Source organism: Pirellulales bacterium, from assembly GCA_033762255.1.
Taxonomy (GTDB): Bacteria; Planctomycetota; Planctomycetia; order Pirellulales; family JALHPA01; genus JANRLT01.
Genome location: JANRLT010000065.1, coordinates 208,081 through 227,109 on the forward strand (window position 1 = coordinate 208,081; position 19,029 = coordinate 227,109).

A 19,029-nucleotide genomic window follows, 5' to 3' on the forward strand; every position below is an offset into this window, starting at 1 on the left:
TTAAACAAGTCATGCCAGAAACCAATCGCCTGTCATCGGCGGCCTACCCTGGCAATCTACTGCGATTCCCTGCAGCCGGGCACCGCTAGCGCATTTATCCCCCAGCGCCTTGCCAACCTAGGGCTTGAATAGCGATTCCGGCACATCGTTGACGCGGGCCCGTTTGAGTCGCATGTGGTAACGCACGGCGATCTTGTTTTTGTACTCCTCGCCCGCCCAGTCCGGGCAGGCCCGGTTATAGCTGGCGAGCCAGGGGAGCCACACGCCAGGCGCGAACTCCTCAAAATCCTGGTTAATGCGTTCGCTGGCCAGGGTGTCATTGATAGACTGCGTCCAGCGCCGGGGGGCGTAGTTCAGCTGGGGATCAAACCAAAACTTTTCCGTGATCTTTACCCGCTTGCCGGCGACGTCGCTTTCCCGCTCGCCAATCAGGACCACGCACGCGCGATCATCCACCAGTTCTTGTTGCGGCAACATTCGCACGTTGGTCAATTGTGATAAATTCTCGGGAAACAGCAGGGATTTTTGACTGGTGAGGGCGTTGGGATCGGGTTGGGGATCAAGCGGCCGCAACCCCAAATTTGCCAGGAGCATGACGGGGGCATAAAAGTTATCCCGGGAAGTCTTGGCAAACAATTGGCGGCCCTCGTTCCAGGCATAGCAGTCCCGCCCGTCAAACAGGCGCTGAATGGTTTCTCCCCCCCGGATGGCGATGAAATAGTCATAGTCCCCCCGTCGCTTGCGAAAGGAGGCCGCTTGCCGGGCGCGCTCGATTTCGTCAACGACATCCGGCGGGGCCTGGGGATCGGGCGTAACGCGATCAGCGGGAGCATAGGCCAATTGTCCCGGCGGACGAATGACGCTCACAAACATTTGATTTTTATCGGTATAGGCGATGCGGTGCTGTTCCGTGTAATCCCGCACATGATGCCATTGCCAGCTCATGAGCGTTAGGGGCTCGACCAGCGCCTCAGAAGTTAGGTCGTACTCCACCTGCAGGCTGTGGATAGCCGCCTGGCGACCGCGCAATAAATCCGTCAACTCCGCGACGGTCAAGTTGTTTTCCGGCAATGCTTTTGCCGCGGGGGATGCGGCGCGGTTGGGCAAGACGGTTTCCACGGTGACCCGAAAGGCTTTTGTGGACAGTTTGGGAAGCAATTCGTTCACGGCATCCACCGGAATGACTGCCGTCCCCGTTGATGTTTGCGCGATTGCGATTCCCGCCACTTGGCCCGCCAAGTCCACGATGGGGCAGCCCAGCTCGTCATTTTTTAGCGGAATATCCGTCTCCCAGACACGGGGAAACTCCCCCCTCCGCCCACTGGGTTCATAAAAACGGTTCGCGGGCAAGGTCAGATTCACCGTTAGCGGAGTCGCATTGCGGAGCAACCGCACGGGCAGGGTGTCGCCAGCCAGCTTCCCTTGCACGGACTCCGCCAGATCTTGGTGGCGGCGCACCATCGTTTCCCCGATTTTTAGCAGTACATCGCCGGGGAGAATTCCCGACTCCGCCGCCAATCCATCCACAAATTCCACCCAATACCCGCGCCCCTGCACGGCGCTGCCGATGATCTCGGGGCGGGCGGCGGGGGCGGGCCGAAAAGGAGGCAAAGCCCGGGGAAATGGCCCCTGGGAATCATGCGTCGGTACGCTGACAACACCCACGGCAAACGGCGTGGAACTTTCACCCACCGCGCCGACAAACGTTCCCGTGAAGGGGATTGCCGCGCTTTCGCTTTCCGCGGGCTTGTCCGCCGATGACTCAATATGCAACAGGGCCAGATCCGTGGCGGGGTCGGCCCCGATGATCGTCGCCGGCAGTCGGACGCCATCGGCAAATTCGCAAGTTGGTTGAGGGGGCAGGTTGCTCGCCTTGGTCACGATTCCCGCTGGCGTCAGCCAACCGCGGGCCACGCGTTGGCTGCCGTTGCGGATCGTGACAACTTTTACCGCCGAAAGTTGGGGAACGGTTTGCCACGCGGCCAGGGATTTTGATCCTTGGGTCCAGTATTCCCCTTGGAGGGTGACGATTTCGGGATGGGCTGCGGTGACGGGAGTCGTGCTGGCCTGGTTTTTTTCCGCGCTGGGGGGGATGAGCAATTCACCCCGCAGCAAAGCGGGCAAGTCGGTCGCGATTGTTTCATTTCCCGTCACGGCGGTGAAAAATCCTCCCCGGCCGATCTTGGCGGATTCTTGGATAACGGCGCCGGCCCCCCCCGCGCTGGATAAAATAATGCCAACCAATTCCCCATCTAAATTAAAGAACGGTCCCCCCGAATCTCCCCCGACAACCTGGCAATCGGTGCCAAAGATTCTGTCTCTAGTAAAAATCACCTTGCCTAGCCGCGCCACGGGAGGCCGCCCTTTTAAGTAGCCTTCGGGGTGGCCCAGTTTTAGCACTTCCTCCCCGATTTTTGGGCGACGCTGGGCATCGACGGCCGCAAAGGGATAGGGACCGGGGTCATCAAGTTTTAACAGGGAAAGATCGTTGACAATGTCCGCGCCCAAGAGTTTGGCCCGCTTGCGCTGGCCATCGAACAAGATCACGGTTAGGGCGTGTCCCGCGGGAAGGCTCTTGAAGGAATCGGTGCCATCGTGTTGATGGCTGACGTGAAATTGCGACAGGATTAAGCCATCTTCACTGATGATCACGCCCGAACCAAAAGGTTCCCGCCGGGAACCGGGCAGGGGGGGCGACTTTCGCGCTGCTTCCACGGCGACAACACACGGCAAGGCCTTGGCAAGCGCGTGTTGGACCCGCGCTTCCACCTTTTTTAGCTCCGCCGGATCGGCTGGAACCGTGGCCGTCGCGGTCTGCTCTTGGCCCCGCGCCGCGCGGTCAGCGCCCATCATCCATCCGAGCAGGAAACCGACAACCAGCGTGCGAAGAATGGTCACCGCCGCTGATCCGCCAAATATTGTAACTGGCATAAATGCTGAGCTCTGCGGAAAAAGTGGTTTATCGTAACTAAGGCCGGGAAAAAGCGAGTTGAACCTACCTGGGGGTGAATAGTCCGCCTGCCCGTTACGTGCCAAGTCTAGACGGGGACGAACCCTCTGTCCAATATATGGGTACCGCGTTATCCATACAAAATAGGTATGGCAACCAGCACGTGCCACCAGACAAAGGGTGTATCTTCGATGGAATTGCGTCACTTACGGTACTTCCTGGCGGTGGCCGAAGAGCAAAGTTTTACCCGGGCGGCCGAAAAACTGCTCATCGCCCAACCGCCGCTCAGTTTTCAGATCAAGCAACTGGAGCGGGAAATCGGCGTCAAGCTGTTTGTTCGCTCGGGGCGGGGCATTTCCCTGACACGGGCCGGGGTCGCCCTGAAAGAAGGAGCCACCAAGATTATGTCCCTGGCCGCGGGGACGGTCGAGGCGGCCCGTAAAGTCGGACGGGGCGAAGCGGGGCAGCTTGATGTGGGGGTCGTCGGATCAGCGGCCTACACGCGCATTCCGTTTGCCATAGGCAAATTTCGGCAGACGCATCCGGATGTCAGCTTGAGGTTGTGGGAGCTTTCGACACCCAAGCAGATTGAACTGCTTTTGGATTCAAAGCTGGATGTGGCCATCGTCCGTTCCTCTTCGATTACTTTTGCCGGAGTTAAAACCAACGTGTTGGTCAACGAACCGTTTGTGGCGGCCGTGCCGCGCAAGCACCCCTTGGCCCGGGTAAAAAAAGCCAAGCCCGCGCTATTGGCCAACGAAAACTTTATCGTTTACCCGCGGGACGAGCGGCCCGGCCTCTACGTGCAAGTGCTCAAAATCTGTGAACAAGCGGGCTTTGAACCCCGGATTGTCCAGCAGTCCTCGCAAATTCCCACGATCCTAAGCCTGGTCGCCGCGGGGTTGGGGATAGCGATTGTCCCCGCTTCGGTGCTGAATACTCCGTGGAAGGGCGTTATTCCCCTTCCCCTGGTGACGTCTTATCGCAGCGAAATCGCCGTGGCAGCTTTACAGTCTTGTGATAATCCGGCGGCCAAGCCATTCTTGCAATCACTGCTGGAATAGCTATTTATAACAACGAGGGCCAAACCTATCGTGCCCCGGTATGGCAGCAAGGATGCGCTGCAAAATCGCGATGATTACAGTTCCATGCGATAGCGCCACTTTGTTCAAGAAGGGTGTCGTATCGCGGGGGAATTCGCGCCCCGATTTTGCCCTATTTCAGCTTTTCAAAGAAACTATTCAGGTCATCCTCTGGCACCTGGGGAGCCGGGGCATCCTCCGCCAGCCAGGCATCCACATCCAGCGCGTCCGGGGCGGGAGACGCGGGTCGAATGTCCGGCGACGTGGCCCCGTGTGGTTGACCCACCGGCGAATCACCATGCGCCGCATCCGTCGAAAACTGCCCAAACTGCTGCGCGGTATTGGCAGCCGCGGCTTTCTCGTCCGGTAAAAAAGCGGGGACCACGGCTTCCGCGGGCGCGCCAGCAGTTTGCGCCGCAGCCGCGCCAGCCGCAGTGGCCGCCGCGCTCGGGGCTGGTTTAGTCGACAGGGGAGGCTTGCCCGCGGGCTTGACGACAATCGTGGGGGGAAGATCTTGCCGCGCTGCGGTTCCCGACGGTTTTGGTTTGTCGGTGGAAATAAAGAACTGGCTGGGATCAAATTTCTCTTCCGCCGGGGGGGGAACCGGCCAGGTCTCTTCCGGCGGGGGGGGAGGAAGATCTCCCGCCAGGGTATCCCCGGTTCTCACCGTGTCCGTAATCCGGGTCTGACCCTCTGGCGGCGGAGGTGGATCGAGCTGCTCTACCCGCATTTCCACCAAGCCAACAACCAGCTTTGAGCCGTGGGGAACCGCCGCCTCGCTGACCCGTTCCGAATTGAGAAACGTCCCGTTGAGCGAGCCTAAATCGCGCACGGTCAATTGCCCGTCCAATTCGATCAATTCACAGTGCAACCGGCTGATCTGCCCATGCACCAGTTTGATATTGGCATCCCGGCTGCGTCCAATAGTGATAGGCACGGCCAGACGAAATTCATTCGGCGTGATCTCGGGGGAAGTGATGATGACGCGAATTTCCATGGACCGACTCCCGCAATGTTCCCTGACAAAAATCCCGCCACCCTGCCGCGGAAATTTTGGTAATCAATCCTAACAATTTGCGAACCAACGGCCACACAACGGACTCTGCTAGTATGTTGCAAGTGGCGCTCCCTGAACAGCCGCTGCCATGGCCAAAACCCCTATCTTCCCAGCAATTTTGGGGAATAGCAAGCCACCCTGGATTTACCTTGGCAAATTGGCGAAAATGGGGCATTTTTATGACCGGTAAAGGGGCATACGCGCCCCCGAGGGAGGTGAAAAGCATCCTTCGGCAAGAGGCAAATGCTTCACGACCGGGGGGGTTTTTAGGGATGATGAGGATTGGAGGGGATTAATTTATTACCAAATCGGACAGTTGGCCGCCAACGACGCTGCGGAGAGATTTAGCCCTGGGAAATGAGCGAATCCTGGGAACCTGTTGGGCCGGGAGAGAGCGGTTTTTGGCCCCTTGCAACGCGGATCAGGGAATCTATAATCTGTTAATTAGGATTTTTCCGCGATGAACGCGGAGCAATGCGGGTCAATCCCCTTGCTGGGTCGCTCGATGTTTTGGGGTCATTTTTTGGCACTGGAAAAACTCGAGTGGGGATGGCAGGGTCGATATGACGATGGAAAGTTGAACAGTCGATAGCGATGCGGGTGTAGCTCAGTGGTAGAGCATCACGTTGCCAACGTGATTGTCGTGGGTTCGATCCCCATCACCCGCTTTCATCGGCTGTTTTTTTTATTTTCTATGAATGACCGCTTTGTTCTGGCTCATTGCCTGGCGGTAAGATAACCGCATCCGCCCGCCGCGCCGAGGGGTTGTCCCACGTCCGGTTAATTGGCAAAATCGCACTCTTGTCCTCTAGTTTTTTGTTGTAGCCGGTTTTTTTGTTGTAGAAAGTCACTATGTCCGCCGATACCGCCAGCACTTCCGCCGTCGCCGATGAAACCATGTCTTCGGATCAAGAACCCCAGGTCAAACTCAACCTGGATGTAAACGTGGAAACATTGGGGGCCTGCCAACGGCGGGTCAAGGTGACCATTCCTCCCCAGGACATCGAACGGTACTTTGACCAGGCGATTGGCGAGGTACTGCCCAAGGCGGCGATTCCCGGTTTTCGCATTGGCAAAGCGCCGCGCAAACTGGTGGAGTCCCGCTTTCGCAAGGATGTGGCCGAACAGGTCAAGGGACAGTTGCTGATGGACAGCATCGCCCAGGCGACTGACGATCAAAAGCTGTCGGCAATTAGCGAGCCGGACTTGGATCTGGCCGCGATTGAATTACCCAACGCCGGACCGCTGACATTTGAATTTAAGCTGGAAGTCCGCCCCGAGTTTGACATGCCCCAGTGGCGGGGACTTCACATTGATCGTCCCGTGCGGGAATTTACCCCGGGTGACATTGACCAGCAGCTAAAAAATATCTTGCGGCGGCATGGCCGGTTGGTCCCCCACGACAATCCGGCTCAATTGGGTGACTACCTGACGCTTAATATCACGTTTAGCCACAATGGCCAGCAAATATCGCAATTGACGGAACAACAATTGTGTCTGCGGGCGGTATTGAGCCTGCGGGATGGCCGGATTGACAACTTTGGGCAAACGTTGGTTGGCGCCGTCGCTGGTGACAAGCGTCAAACCACGGCGAATATTTCGGGTGATGCCCCCAATGAAGCCCTCCGGGGCCGACAGGTCGATGTGGAATTTGAAGTGCTCGACCTCAAGAAGCTGGAGATTCCCGACATGACGCCGCAATTTTTACGGGATATCGGTGACTTTCGGGACGAGCAAGAATTGCGGGACTTTGTGTTGGTCGAGTTGAAAAAGCAACTTACCTATTATCAGCGGCAAAAGGCCCGCGAACAAATCACCGCCGCCCTTACCGCCAGCGCAAATTGGGAACTCCCCCCGGATATGCTCCGTCGCCAAAGCTACCGCGAGCTGCAACGCCAAGTGCTGGAACTGCAACGGAACGGCTTTACCGATGATGTCATTAAAGCGCACGAGAATAATCTGCGGCAGAATGTGATTAAAGGAACCGCCCGCGCGATTAAGGAGCACTTTATTCTGGAGCGCCTGGCCGAGGATGAAAAAATTGAGGATACCCCGGATGATTACGAAGAAGAAATTCGGCTGATCGCCCAACAAACGGGCGAAAGCGTCCGCCGCGTGCGGGCCCGCCTGGAAAAACGGGATATGATGGACATCCTGCGCAATCAAATTATTGAGCGCAAGGCCATCGACCTGGTCCTTGCGCAGGCGACGTTCAAGGATGTCCCCTTTATTAGCGAACGCTTTGAAACCGAAGCGGTGGATGAGTCCGCCACGGGCACCGAAGAATCGGAAATTCCCGACGCGGTCGAAGTAGCGGACAATAGCGGTCCCGCGCCGGGGATGAAGATGGCCGGACTGCCCGAGCCAGAACGCGAATAACCCTGCTCTCCGGCGGTCCAAATTACCCCCCGGGACGCACGGGGAATCTCAAGCTGTGCTATCATACGGGTCGCAAATTACTTGCGACCCGTTTTTTTGGTAGTTAGCGGATGCGGTGATTGACGTAACCTTTCCTCTGTGGAATCAACTGCCATGCAACTTTCGGTGACAACCCAGGACCCGCTTTCCCTTGCCATCGATGCCCTGGTGGTGCCTTATTTCGCCGATCAACCCTGGACGGATTCCGCCGCGCGGTTGGATGCCGCCAACGGTGGGTTACTAACCAAATTGCGGGAAAGCGCCGAACTCACCGGAAAATTGTCGGAGACCACCCTGCTACACACCGCCACGGGTGCCGCCGCGCGGCTGGTGCTGCTAGTGGGGCTGGGCGAGCGGGAATTGCTCCACGCCGGGCGAGCCTATCAGGCCGCCGCAGCAGCAGCAAAAACCCTCGCCGCCAAGTCCCGACCCCAAGTCGCCTTTGCGGATGTGGAGAAGCTATTGCCGGATTTGCGGCCGCACGTAGTCGCGGGGGCCTTTAATGGAGGGCAGGGGCAGGATCTATATCGTCAGCAAAAAAAACTGTTCCCCGCCCAATCGTTGGTATTTGCCAACCTGGCCCCCGCTGATTTGCAAACCGGTCAAATTTTGGGGGAATCGATTTGGCTGACCCGAACCCTGATCAACCAGCCGGCGGACGTGATTTATCCCGAAAGTTTTGCCAACGAAGCCGCCCAGCAAGCTGCGCACTATGGGTTGGAATGCGAAATTTGGGATCAACGGCGGCTAACGGAAGAACGCTGCGGCGCGCTGCTGGCCGTGGCCCGGGGGTCTTCACGGGAGCCACGGCTGGTGATCCTGCGTTACAACGGCGGTCCGGCCAACCAAGCTCCCGTGGCGCTTGTGGGTAAAGGGGTGACCTTTGATAGCGGCGGATTGTCGCTGAAGACCCCCGAAGGCATGTTGACCATGAAATGCGACATGAGCGGCGCCGCGACAGTCCTGGGGGCGATGTGCGCGATAGCCCGCCTGCGCTTGCCCGTGAATGTGCTGATGTTGGCCGGACTGGTCGAAAATATGACCGGTCCCGCCGCGTACAAGCTAGGAGATGTCTTGCACGCGCGGAATGGCAAAACCATCGAAATTCATAATACCGACGCTGAAGGGCGGTTGGTGTTGGCAGATGTGTTGGATGTGGCCTTGGAGCGCGGCGCGGCCAAAATTGTGGATTTGGCCACGCTTACCGGAGCGTGTGTGGTGGCCCTGGGTAATGATGTCGCGGGAGCCATGTCCAACCATGACGCCTGGCAAACTACGGTCCTGGCGGCGGCCAAACAAGCGGGAGAGCCAGTCTGGCCGCTTCCCATGTTTCCCGAATACGAAGAACAAATCCAAGGGTCTGTGGCGGATATCAAAAATGTCGGCGATGGACGCTGGGGGGGAGCCATTACCGCCGCAAAATTTTTGGAACAGTTTGTCGCGGGTCAACCGTGGGTGCATTTGGACATTGCAGGCCCCGCCTTTTCCGAAAAACCCAAGGCGTGGTTGGATGGCGGAGCCAGCGGGCTGTATGTCAGAACGTTGGTGGAGTTGGCCCAGAGTTTGGCTAAGCAGCCATAAGCGAGGCCAAGTTGCAAAAGCTGCTCTGGGAAATTGTTTTATAGGAGTGGCTGTTCGCCGTTTAGTCTGAATTACCGCTGATATCGCGGGTAAAAATTCGGCAAGTTGCCGCCGACCCGCGAAAACGCGATTCCCTTCGCTGCCAACCCCCCGGTTGCTTGGTTGCTCGTGCACTGGCCAAATGTCGGAGGCTAGCGATTTTTCATGTTTTTCTGGCTAGAATGGACATCTTATGTGCTCGTCGGGCTGGCCGTGGGCTGGTATGTCGGAAAATTTTTGCGTGTTAATCGGGTAGGCGTCTTGGGGAATATGTTGGCGGGGGTGGTCGGAGCTATGCTGGGGGGATTGATTTTTCAAGTTTTTGCAATCATTTTGCAAGTTATCGGCAGTCTCTTATTTGCCATAATAGGTGCGTTTGCCGGATTAGTCGCCTTACGCTGGTTACAACTTCGCTGGCGGTATCGCCAATTTCGAAAATGACAGTTGTCATATGCTCTAATCCTATACACGGTAAATGGTTATGGTATTTCGAGGGTATCCACTGACATTTCCCGCAGGTTTCCTGTTGGGGAATAATTTAGCGGCCTGAGACCGAAAATCAGATTAGAGAATTCTCGCGGAGCGTGTTGTGTCCTTGTCACCAAGCCAATTCCAGCGTTGGGTGTACGAGCATGGTCCATCCATGTATCGCCTGGCGTATCGTTTGGTCGGTGATCAGCACGAGGCGGAGGATCTTGTGCAGGATGCCTTTCGTTCCGCGTGGAAAAGCCGTGAATCCTTTGACCAAGCTCGTGGCGAGCGGGCGTGGCTCACTGCCATCTTGCGACGGCGGGTGGTGGACCATTGGCGGCGCGAACCCCACGTGAATGTCGTTACGGCCGACACCCCGCCCGAAGTTAGCATCCCGGGTATTGACCCGTTGGCAAATGACTACACCGACGAAATGCAACAGGCCCTAGGCACCTTACCCTTGGAGCTAAAAGAAACGCTGCTATTAGTTGTTGTGGCGGAACTAACACACCAGGAAGCGGCTGATTTGTTAAAGATTCCCCTGGGAACCGTGCTGTCGCGGGTCAGTCGGGCGCGCGCCCGTTTACGCGAGCATCTGCTGGCCAACAGCAAGGTATAGACCCAGATCAGCGGAAAAATCACCTAGTTTATTTGTACTTTTTTCGATTGTAGAATGACGGCATAGCATGTCCTCCTCCGCGGATTGGATCGACGCCGAACTTAACAGCCTTCCGGTTCCGGAGGATGTGCTGGCCAGGCTGCGCGAAGTTGGGACCTTTAGCGATGCTGACTTGGACGCGGCATTACGCGGCGTCCGCCCACGTCTCTTATTGCGCGACCGGTTGCTGGCCATTGGCACCGGCACCGACGGTGATCTGGATGACGAATTACGAGCGGTGGCGGTTCCCGCGGATTTGCTTGACCGTTGTCAAATGATTCCGTTGGAGACCCCCTCCACCAGGGCTATTCACGCACCAAAGTGGCGGCGAGTCGTCTGGGCGGCGCTTGCGGCGGCCGCCGCGATTTTGGTAATGGCCCTGACCCGCGGACAATTTCCCCGTGAATGGGGTCAATTGGCGGATCGTTGGTTGGGCCCGGCTGGCCGCAACTTGGCCCACCATCCCGATGGGCCGCCAGTATTTGACCCAAAAAATAAAGAGCCGCTCCCTGGAATTCCCGGGGATCTGCCATCCCCCCCCGGTGGCGCTAGTTCGTCGGACCTTGCCCAGCAAGGTGACGACTCGCCTGATTTTTCTGGACTCGAAAATCAAATTCCCGCGGGGGATCCCTGGCCATTACCAAAGCTGCCGGTTGAATCACCGATTGCGTTTAGTCCAGTGCCCGTCACCCCCGATTCCTCCGGCGGCGCCCCAGCGATGAGCGCCGCACCCTCTGTGCCAACGGCTAATCCGGGCAATCCCACGGGTATCTTGGGGAACCAGCCCGGCTTTGGCACGACCGGGGATTTAATCAGCGTCACCGAACCACAACCCCGTGGCGTATTGCCGCCGCGCGTGCGGGAATATGACTTAATGTTTCAGTTGCGGCAGGGGGTGCATCCGTTTGTGGCTCCCGCCGCTCATGCCGCGTTGGCCAGCAGCCAAGTTCCCTTGATCACTTCTGATACCAGTTATCAAGCGGCTTGGCGGGCCTTGCGACAGAAGCAACTCCCCTCCGCGGCCAGTATTCGCGTCGAGGACTTTTTAGCCGCGATGGATTACGAATTTGCCCCCCCTAGCCAGGGCAATCTTGCGCTGCGGACAGCCGCGGGACGGGCGCCCTGGCATCCAGCGAATATTCGCTTATTGCAGATCGGCGTGCAAACCGCCTCTACCCCCCGGATTACAACCACCCCCGCTCATTTGATCTGGGTGGTTGATCTGCGGGCAATCCGACTGCGTCGGGACCGCGAATCTTTATTGTTGGCGACTTGGCAAAAAATCAACTCCGAGCTATCAGCCCAGGATCACATCTCGGTGATTGGCTTTGATCAACAAGCCCAGGTTCTGGCGGAACGACTCTCTCCGGCGGATTTTGCCATTTGGCTGGACCGCGCCTTGGCGCAGCAGTTCAACGCCCCTGGCGGTATTTGGAATTTTTCCCCGGCGCCTCTCCCCACGGGCAAGGAAGTTCCCGCCACAACGTCGCGGCTGGGGTTTGTCCAGGCGGTGCTAGCCGCCCAGCGTGTTTCGGGCGCGGATGTAACTTCCCGCTCTTCAAATTTTGACGCACAGGCCACCACGGATTCGACCCCGCGGGTATTGCTGGTGACGGGAGGTAACTGGCAACTGGGTAATGGCACAAATCCGGATATGGCGGAATTTTCCGCCGCGGAACAAGCGGTGCGCGAATTGGTTACGCGGGGTGGTAGCTGGCGGGTGGTGGATCTGCGTCCGGCGGACGCCTTGGATCCGGTATTAACCCACCTTGCCAGTTGGAATACCCCCCTGGCGGAAAATTCTCCCCAACTTGCCCCCCCGCCCGCGGTCGTTGTAGAGCATCCCGCTACCGTGCGCGAGCTCTCCAGTATTTGCCGCGCGGCGATCACCGGCAAATCGCAAATAGCGGCGCGGCATGTTAGCCTGCGGATAAAGTTTGACCCGCGCAGTGTCGCGTTGTATCGATTAATCGGGCATGAAGCGACGGCGCTGGCCAGTCTGACGCCTCCTCCACTGGAAGTGGACCTGCTCAGCGGTGACACCGCGACCGCCCTGTACGAGGTCGTGCTCCAGCCCGACGGCCCGGCCCAAATCGCCGTGGCGGAATTGCAGTGGAAAGACGACCAAGGGGAGACGCACACTCAGGTCCAGCCCGTCACCCGCCGTCAATTTGCGATTAGCTTTAATGAATCTCCCTGGTCGTTACAATTGGCCGCCTTTGCCGCGGAAACAGCCGAAATCTTGCGCGGCTCGTACTTTACGCCGGCGGGAGCGCATGATTGGCAGCAATTGCGGGAAGTCGCGGCCCGGATGTCCCCCCGCCTGCGAAATAAAGATTCCCTGCGGCAGCTAGAACAACTGTGGCGGGCGGTCCTGGCCGCGGAAAAATAGCTCTTTTTCCCCCGTTCCGGGGGCGGCTGAACTTGCATCGCTGGTTTAGGGAATATAATGGAGTTGGCGTAGGGGATTTTGGGTTACTTGCCGTCGACTTGCAAAATATTCATTTTCAAGTCTGTGCGGCCGTCGGCGGTCGCCATCGGCCAGGCGCGTTATGCCTCTTTCCGCGCTGATTGATCCAAATGGTGTATTCCGGGTAGGACTATTCCCTATGTGCTGATTATTCCACGCTGTTTGCCACGTTTATCCCCCACCACATAACTCCGCTTGGCCTAAGTCAGTCCGGGCCGCGGAATTAGCAGAGGAAATCCTTTTGCCATGCCCAGTCCTCACGGAAGTATCTACCGGCGTTTGCAATGGGGATTGGCGCTGGGGCTAGGCGTTGCCATCAGCGTGGCGTGCTTGTCGGTCTGTTCGGGACTACAGGTCGGGGGGAATGTCCTGGGCGCGGAACCGCGTGACGAATTTTTATCCGCGCTCAAGGCACGTAACTGGTTCGACGTGGCTGACCTGTATTTGCAAAAATTGATGTCGGATTCCCAGTTGACCCCCGAGCAAATAGCGGATTTGCAGTATGAACAAGGGGCCATTCTGACCAGCAAAGCGCTCTCTTCGCGCGATCTGGCCGCGCGGGACGCGGATTTGGCCAAGGCGCAAACCGCGTTGAGCGAATTTGTCGCCAGCTCCCCCAATAGCGAGAAAATCCCCGCCGCCAAGACCGAACTCGCCCGCATTGCCTTTATGCGGGGACAGACCCTCCGCGTCAAAGGGGACAAACTGTCGCCCGACAAACGGGCCGAACCGTGGGACCAGGCCCGCGTGCAACTGCAACTCGCCGAAAAAATGCTCCAAGAAGTCGACGCGCTGTTTGTGGGGATCCTCAAACCCCTCAGCGACAAACTAGGCAAAGGCCAAGAACTCAACGACGAAGAGGAAGAACTAAAAAAGAAATTCTATCCATCGCTCATCTTCGCCCGCAAACTCTTGGGCGAGACACTGTACGAGAAGGCCCACACTTATCCCGCAAATACCAAGGAAAGCGGCGATCTGTTGGAACAATCGACCAAATACTACTTGGATTTATATGACAAATTTGCGAGGAAATCCTCGCAAAAATACCCCGCCGGGTATGAGGCGGCCACGCTGGCCTGCCGTAATTTGCTGGAACAAAAGAAATACGATGACACGCTGAAATTGGCCTGGGAAGTCCTGGAGCAAGAGGGCATTCCGCTGGTGATTGACCGGCAGTGCCTGAAGTACGCGTTTGAGGCGATTTTGCTGGGCGAGAAATCCAAGGAATCGTGGGGGCAGATCGATGAAGTCATGAAAACGCTGAATTTGATCCAGCGTCCCATCGAAGCGGACATTGCCTATTTAGCGGCGGCGAACGCGGCCAAGAACGCGGCCGCGGCCAAGGACGAAAAGGAAAAAAAGGATTTCACGAATCGCGCGTTAAAGTGGCTGCGCGACACCATGCGGACCCGCCTGCAGCATGAATATTATGTGTCGGCCCGGGACTTGTATAAGCAACTGGGTGGCAAGGCCGGCGGCCAGCGCGAGGACAAGCCCTACGCCGATCTGCTGCGCGAGGCGGGAGTGGCCATCGACCAGTACAATCTGGCGCAGCAGGATTACAACCAAGGGAAGGACAACAAAGAAGAAGAACCAAATTTAAAGGAAGCGGTCTCCGCCACGCGGGAAGCGGCCAAGGACGCGGTTTCGCAGGCCCTGGACGCGGCGACGATCGAGGCCAAGCCCGACGACCTGGCAAAGCTGCGCTTCTTTTTGTGCGCGGTTCATTTTGAAAGTAAAAACTATCCCGAGGCGGGCGTCCTGGCCGAGATGATCACGCTCAACACGCCGCAGGCCCCTATTGCCAAAAATGCCGCGCTGATCGCGATCGAGTCGTACCGTCTGCTGCGGCAGGAACTGGCCGAACTAAAAAAACAGCCAGCGGACGCCCCTCCCCCCGATTCTGAATCCCCGGTGACAAATAATAAAGCAACCCCGGCTGGAAATGCTCCCGCGGACGTGGCGTCCTCCGCCAACCTGGACAAGGAACTGCGCGGCATGACCCGCCGCATTCGCACGCTGGCGGACCATACCATTCGCACCTGGAGCGACAGCAAAGAAGCCGACACCGCGCGGATGATCATGCTGGCCGCGGCCATCGAGTTAAACGACCTGCCCGAGGCGACAAAAGTTTTAGCCGCGATCCCCCCCGCGTCCCCCCGCCTGGCGGAGGCCCAAATCCAACTGGGGACGACCGCCGCCGTAAAGTATTTGCAGCGTAAATATCCTACTTCGGGAGAGGTCTTGGATGATCAAGATCCCGAACTGCAGCAACTGCGCAAACTGATTTTTGGCGGGTTGGACCAGGGACTGGCCGCCGCGCTCAAGGCTAAAAGTCTAGATCAGCGCGGCGTGTTGGGGGCGTATTTCTTGCTGCGGCTCTTATCTCGCGACCCCGCTGGTTATGCGGCCGCGCTCCCCTTGATTGACGATCCCGACCAGGGTCTGGCCGGTAAATTTGAAAAATCGCCCGAAGACATTCCCGAGTCGATCAAATTTGACCTGGCACGGCTGGTTTTTCAGGCCTATTTATCCACCGGCAATACCGACGGAGCACTCAAAATGATCGATCGCCTACAGGCCGAGGCCGCGGGAGACCCCGCCAACGCGCAGCGCGTGCGCGGTGTCTTGCTGAATGGCGGGCGCGAGTTACTCGGCCAAATCAAAAAATTACGGGGCGAGGGGAACGACAAACGCGCCGCGGAGCTATCCACCGCGCTGGATAACCTATTGTCCAAAGTCGCTGCCGGTACCGCGGACAACCCGCCTGAATACGCCACGCTGGCCTGGGTGGCGGATTCTTATCAGCAACTGGCGGGAAGTGCCGCCGAATCCAGCGATTTCCTGACCAAAGCCACTGAAATCTACCAAAAAATCATTGATCAAGGATCGGCGAATCCCCAGTACGCCAACGAAAAGCAATTGGAAGTGATCGAGGTCAAGCAAATCGGCTTGTTGCGGGCCAATGGTAAATTTCCCGAGGCCTACGAAAAACTAAAAACCAAACTCGCCGCCAAGCCGACGCTGCTGGTGGCACAAAAAGAAGCCGCCTATACGCTGCAAAATTGGGCCGCCGCGACAAAGTCAGGGGACAAGGAAAAAACCAAACGCTACGTCCTGGCCGCCAATGGCGAACCGGACAAAGCAGGGAAACCGCTCATTTGGGGCTGGAACAAGATTTCCCGCACCATGTACCAGCAAAAAGGCTTTCGAGAAAATGACGCGATAAAGGATTTATTCTTTGAGGCCCGCTACAATATGGCCCGCTGTATCTTTGAACGCGCGGCGGAACTGGACAAAAAGAAGCAAACCATCGAATACGAAAAAGCCAAGACCATCATTCGGCAGGACATGATCGACATTGATTCCCGTTTGGGCGGTCCCGACCGCCGGGCCGAATATGAAGATTTGACCAAAAAAATCCAACAGGCGCTGGGCCAGCCGACGATTGGCCTGCGGGAATTTCAAGCGGATGGGGCCGCGCCGGAACAACCGGCCAAATCCACCGCCGAAAAACCCGGTAACGCCAAAACCGCGCAAACTTCCGCCAAATAACCCACCCGCCTCGCCAGCCTATCCCCCTATCATGCCCCCCGTAACTTCCAAATCCAGCATTACCGTGGTTTCCTCTATACTTTGCAACACTTTTGTAAGCCTGCCCATCCGCCCGCTTTTTTGGCGCGTTGTGGTCGGGACGATCGTTTGTCTGGCTCTCTTGCCGGGGCCGGTGCAGTTTCTGGCGGAGGGATCCGTCCGCGCGGACGAAATTTTTCTTAAAATTCCCCGCAGCGAAAAAGATAACCAAGGACGGGTAAAAAGCATTGGTTCGCTCAAAGGCCGGGTAACCGCCGAAAACATGAACGCCAACGAGGTCACCTATACCTTTGGCAACAACAAAAGCGATGTCATTTCCACGAATGAAATCCTGGGGATTAGTTTTGACGAGGAACCCACTGAATTTCAGGCCATTCGCGACAAATACACCCACGGCGATTATCGCAGCGCCTATGGCGACTTGCAGGAGTACATTGCTAAAAATCCCATGCCCGCGTTTCGCAGTGACTTGGTCAAGCAGGAATTTGATTTTATGGCGGCGTATTTGCCGGCGATGCTGGTGATCCAAGGGAGCCCGCCGGATAATTTTCCGGCAAACAAAGCAGCGGGAGACCTGTTTCGCTTTTTGAATGCCAACAAAAACTATTATCAATATTATCAGGTGGCCGAGGCTATTGGCGATTTGTCGCTCTTGACCGAGGCTCCCAACCGTCTGGAAAATGCCTACAAGTTTTATAACTACCTGGCCGCCTCCCCCCTCAAGGAACACAAAATCCGGGCCGAACTATTAAAGGCCCGCGGGGCCTTGCGGGAAAATAAATTCGATGAAGCCGTGAGGCTGCTTGCTCCCCTGGCATCCCAAACCCCCGATTCCCCCGCGCTCATCAGCCTGCTTCAACAGGCCAAAGTGGCTTTTGCCGTCGCCCAGGCGGGCCAGGGCAAGGCCGATGACGCCCTCAAGCAATTAGAAAAAATCATCGCCGACACGTCCGCCAGTGACGCCGAAACGCATGCCCGGGCGAACGTGGCGCTGGGTAATATTTATCTGGCAAAGGACCAAAAGTACGACGCGCTATTGTCATTTTTAAAGGTGGATTTGGTTTTTAACCAAAATCCCGACTTGCAGGCCGAGGCGCTGGAAAAACTTTCCAAATTGTGGCGGGCCGTCCCCAATGCCAAAGGGGACCGCGCGGCCGAGGCCAAGGAACGCCTGCAAAACCTGTATCCAGCCAGTCGCTGGAATAAATCCGCCTAGAATTGCCGAACTACGGGGGGATAGTGTGCTCCGGCTTGCGGCAAAACGCCAAATTTTTGGGGTATTCGCCTCCCGGACTGTCGAATTTGGCCAGCGGCAATTACAATAAAGATTCTTGTCATTCTTGGCCGCTCCCTCGATCCCATTTGCCCTTTTCACACGCCGGAATACGCGGAGGAATTCATGTTGTCTTTGTTTACGCCCCGGGCAGGCCGATTCTTTGTCGCGAGTGTCCTCTCCCTGGCCGTGGCGATGTCGTGTTTTACGACCGCGGCGCTTATTAATCCCGCCGCCGCCGTCGCCCAGGATGAGGCCGCCGCCGATGAAACCGCCACGGAGGAAACCTCTTCCGCTCCCAAAACGCAAAGTCAGCTGGAATACTTTTTTGAGGCATTGGGCTGGACCTATACGATTTTATTTGCGATTGACTCGTTCTTATTTGTGGCGATTTTAGTCATGAATTTTATGGCCCTCCGGCGCGAGGCGATGATGCCTGCGGCATTAGTCCAGGGATTTGAGGCGCATTTGAACGAAAAACGCTTTCAGGAAGCGTACGAAATGGCCAAGGCCGACCCGTCCTTTCTGGGCAAGGTGCTCGCGGGAGGCATGTCCAAATTATCCAGCGGATATGACGCCTCGGTCGCGGCCATGGAAGAAGCCGGCGCGAACGAAACGATGAAACTGGAACATTTACTGAGTTACATCGCGCTTGTCGGCTCGATTAGCCCGATGTTGGGCCTCTTGGGAACGGTGGACGGGATGGTGGTGGCGTTCAAGGAAATTGCTTCCCGCGAGACTCCTCCGCCCCCCAGCATTTTGGCCAAGGGTGTGGCGACCGCGCTCGTGACCACTCTGGTTGGTCTGTGGTTGGCCATTCCCGCGGTGTTAGTTTACGGCATTTTAAAGAATTGGCTGCAAAGTCTCGTGTCAGAGGTTGGGTCCACCGCCGGTACGCTGATGAGCCGGTTTTCCACAATGGGTAAAAAGTGATTGCCACCAACAATTCACTTTTTCCCTTGGTTTAGACTCCACTTGACTTGGTGCGTTCATGAAAATCAAAACCAGTTCCAGCCTGCCATCGGCCGAGACGGACATGACGCCGATGATCGACATGACGTTTCAGCTCATCACATTTTTTATGTTTGTGATGCGCGTGAGCGATATCGAGGCCAGCGACAAGATCAAGCTTCCCAGCAGTCAAATCGCCAAGCCGCCCGAGGGAAAACCCGGACAGCTATTTATCGTGCAAATGACCGACAAGAGCCAGGTGCTGTCCGCCGGTGATTACATCCCGCTCGATAAGTTTTCGCAGTATGTGCGGACCTATGTCGAACAAGAAAAAGCCCTCAACCGGGACGTGACCGAGACAGTCGTCCTGGTGCGGGCCGATGAACTAGCCAAAACGGGCGACGTGCAGGAAATGATTCGGCTTTGCCAAAAAAACGGCTTGACCAACTTTAATCTGCGGGCCGTGGTTCGCGCGGATAACTAAC

Annotated in this window: 12 protein-coding genes and 1 tRNA gene; 11 read left to right on the plus strand and 2 right to left on the minus strand. The window is 57.1% G+C overall.

The features are described 5' to 3' along the window. Nucleotides 1-117: 117 nt before the first annotated feature. Entirely contained in the window at nt 118-2,931 is a 2,814-nt protein-coding gene (locus SFX18_18190; protein MDX1965082.1) for a trypsin-like peptidase domain-containing protein, read from the minus strand. A gap of 210 nt (nt 2,932-3,141) precedes the next feature. Between SFX18_18190 and SFX18_18195 the strand changes: the two genes are divergently transcribed. Next, the gene (locus SFX18_18195) at nt 3,142-4,014 is read left to right on the plus strand and encodes a LysR substrate-binding domain-containing protein (protein MDX1965083.1); all 873 of its coding nucleotides are present in this window, start codon (nt 3,142-3,144) and stop codon (nt 4,012-4,014) included. 151 nt (nt 4,015-4,165) lie between these two features. Here SFX18_18195 and SFX18_18200 read toward each other — a convergent pair whose 3' ends face one another. Next, nucleotides 4,166-5,029: an FHA domain-containing protein gene (locus SFX18_18200; GenBank protein MDX1965084.1), complete on the minus strand. Its 864-nt coding sequence runs from the start codon at nt 5,027-5,029 to the stop codon at nt 4,166-4,168. A gap of 656 nt (nt 5,030-5,685) precedes the next feature. Between SFX18_18200 and SFX18_18205 the strand changes: the two genes are divergently transcribed. From SFX18_18205 to SFX18_18250, 10 genes are all read left to right on the plus strand, one after another. Beyond that, nucleotides 5,686-5,757 (plus strand) — tRNA-Gly (locus SFX18_18205). A gap of 184 nt (nt 5,758-5,941) precedes the next feature. Next, nucleotides 5,942-7,468, plus strand: coding sequence for a trigger factor (gene tig, locus SFX18_18210; GenBank protein ID MDX1965085.1), 1,527 nt, complete (start codon nt 5,942-5,944; stop codon nt 7,466-7,468). 153 nt (nt 7,469-7,621) lie between these two features. Next, entirely contained in the window at nt 7,622-9,088 is a 1,467-nt protein-coding gene (locus tag SFX18_18215) for a leucyl aminopeptidase (protein ID MDX1965086.1), read from the plus strand. A gap of 204 nt (nt 9,089-9,292) precedes the next feature. Then, nucleotides 9,293-9,568, plus strand: a complete 276-nt coding sequence (locus SFX18_18220) for a hypothetical protein (GenBank protein MDX1965087.1) — start codon at nt 9,293-9,295, stop codon at nt 9,566-9,568. Between the two features lie 148 nt (nt 9,569-9,716). Beyond that, entirely contained in the window at nt 9,717-10,217 is a 501-nt protein-coding gene (locus SFX18_18225; protein ID MDX1965088.1) for a sigma-70 family RNA polymerase sigma factor, read from the plus strand. Between the two features lie 67 nt (nt 10,218-10,284). Beyond that, a complete protein-coding gene (locus SFX18_18230; GenBank protein MDX1965089.1) occupies nt 10,285-12,648 on the plus strand; it encodes a von Willebrand factor type A domain-containing protein in 2,364 nt (787 codons plus the stop codon). A gap of 324 nt (nt 12,649-12,972) precedes the next feature. After that, nucleotides 12,973-16,281, plus strand: a complete 3,309-nt coding sequence (locus SFX18_18235) for a hypothetical protein (GenBank protein ID MDX1965090.1) — start codon at nt 12,973-12,975, stop codon at nt 16,279-16,281. Nucleotides 16,282-16,312: 31 nt separating this feature from the next. Next, entirely contained in the window at nt 16,313-17,536 is a 1,224-nt protein-coding gene (locus SFX18_18240) for a hypothetical protein (protein ID MDX1965091.1), read from the plus strand. Between the two features lie 183 nt (nt 17,537-17,719). Continuing rightward, a complete protein-coding gene (locus tag SFX18_18245; GenBank protein MDX1965092.1) occupies nt 17,720-18,526 on the plus strand; it encodes a MotA/TolQ/ExbB proton channel family protein in 807 nt (268 codons plus the stop codon). A gap of 58 nt (nt 18,527-18,584) precedes the next feature. After that, nucleotides 18,585-19,028, plus strand: a complete 444-nt coding sequence (locus tag SFX18_18250) for a biopolymer transporter ExbD (GenBank protein MDX1965093.1) — start codon at nt 18,585-18,587, stop codon at nt 19,026-19,028. Nucleotide 19,029: the final 1 nt, after the last annotated feature.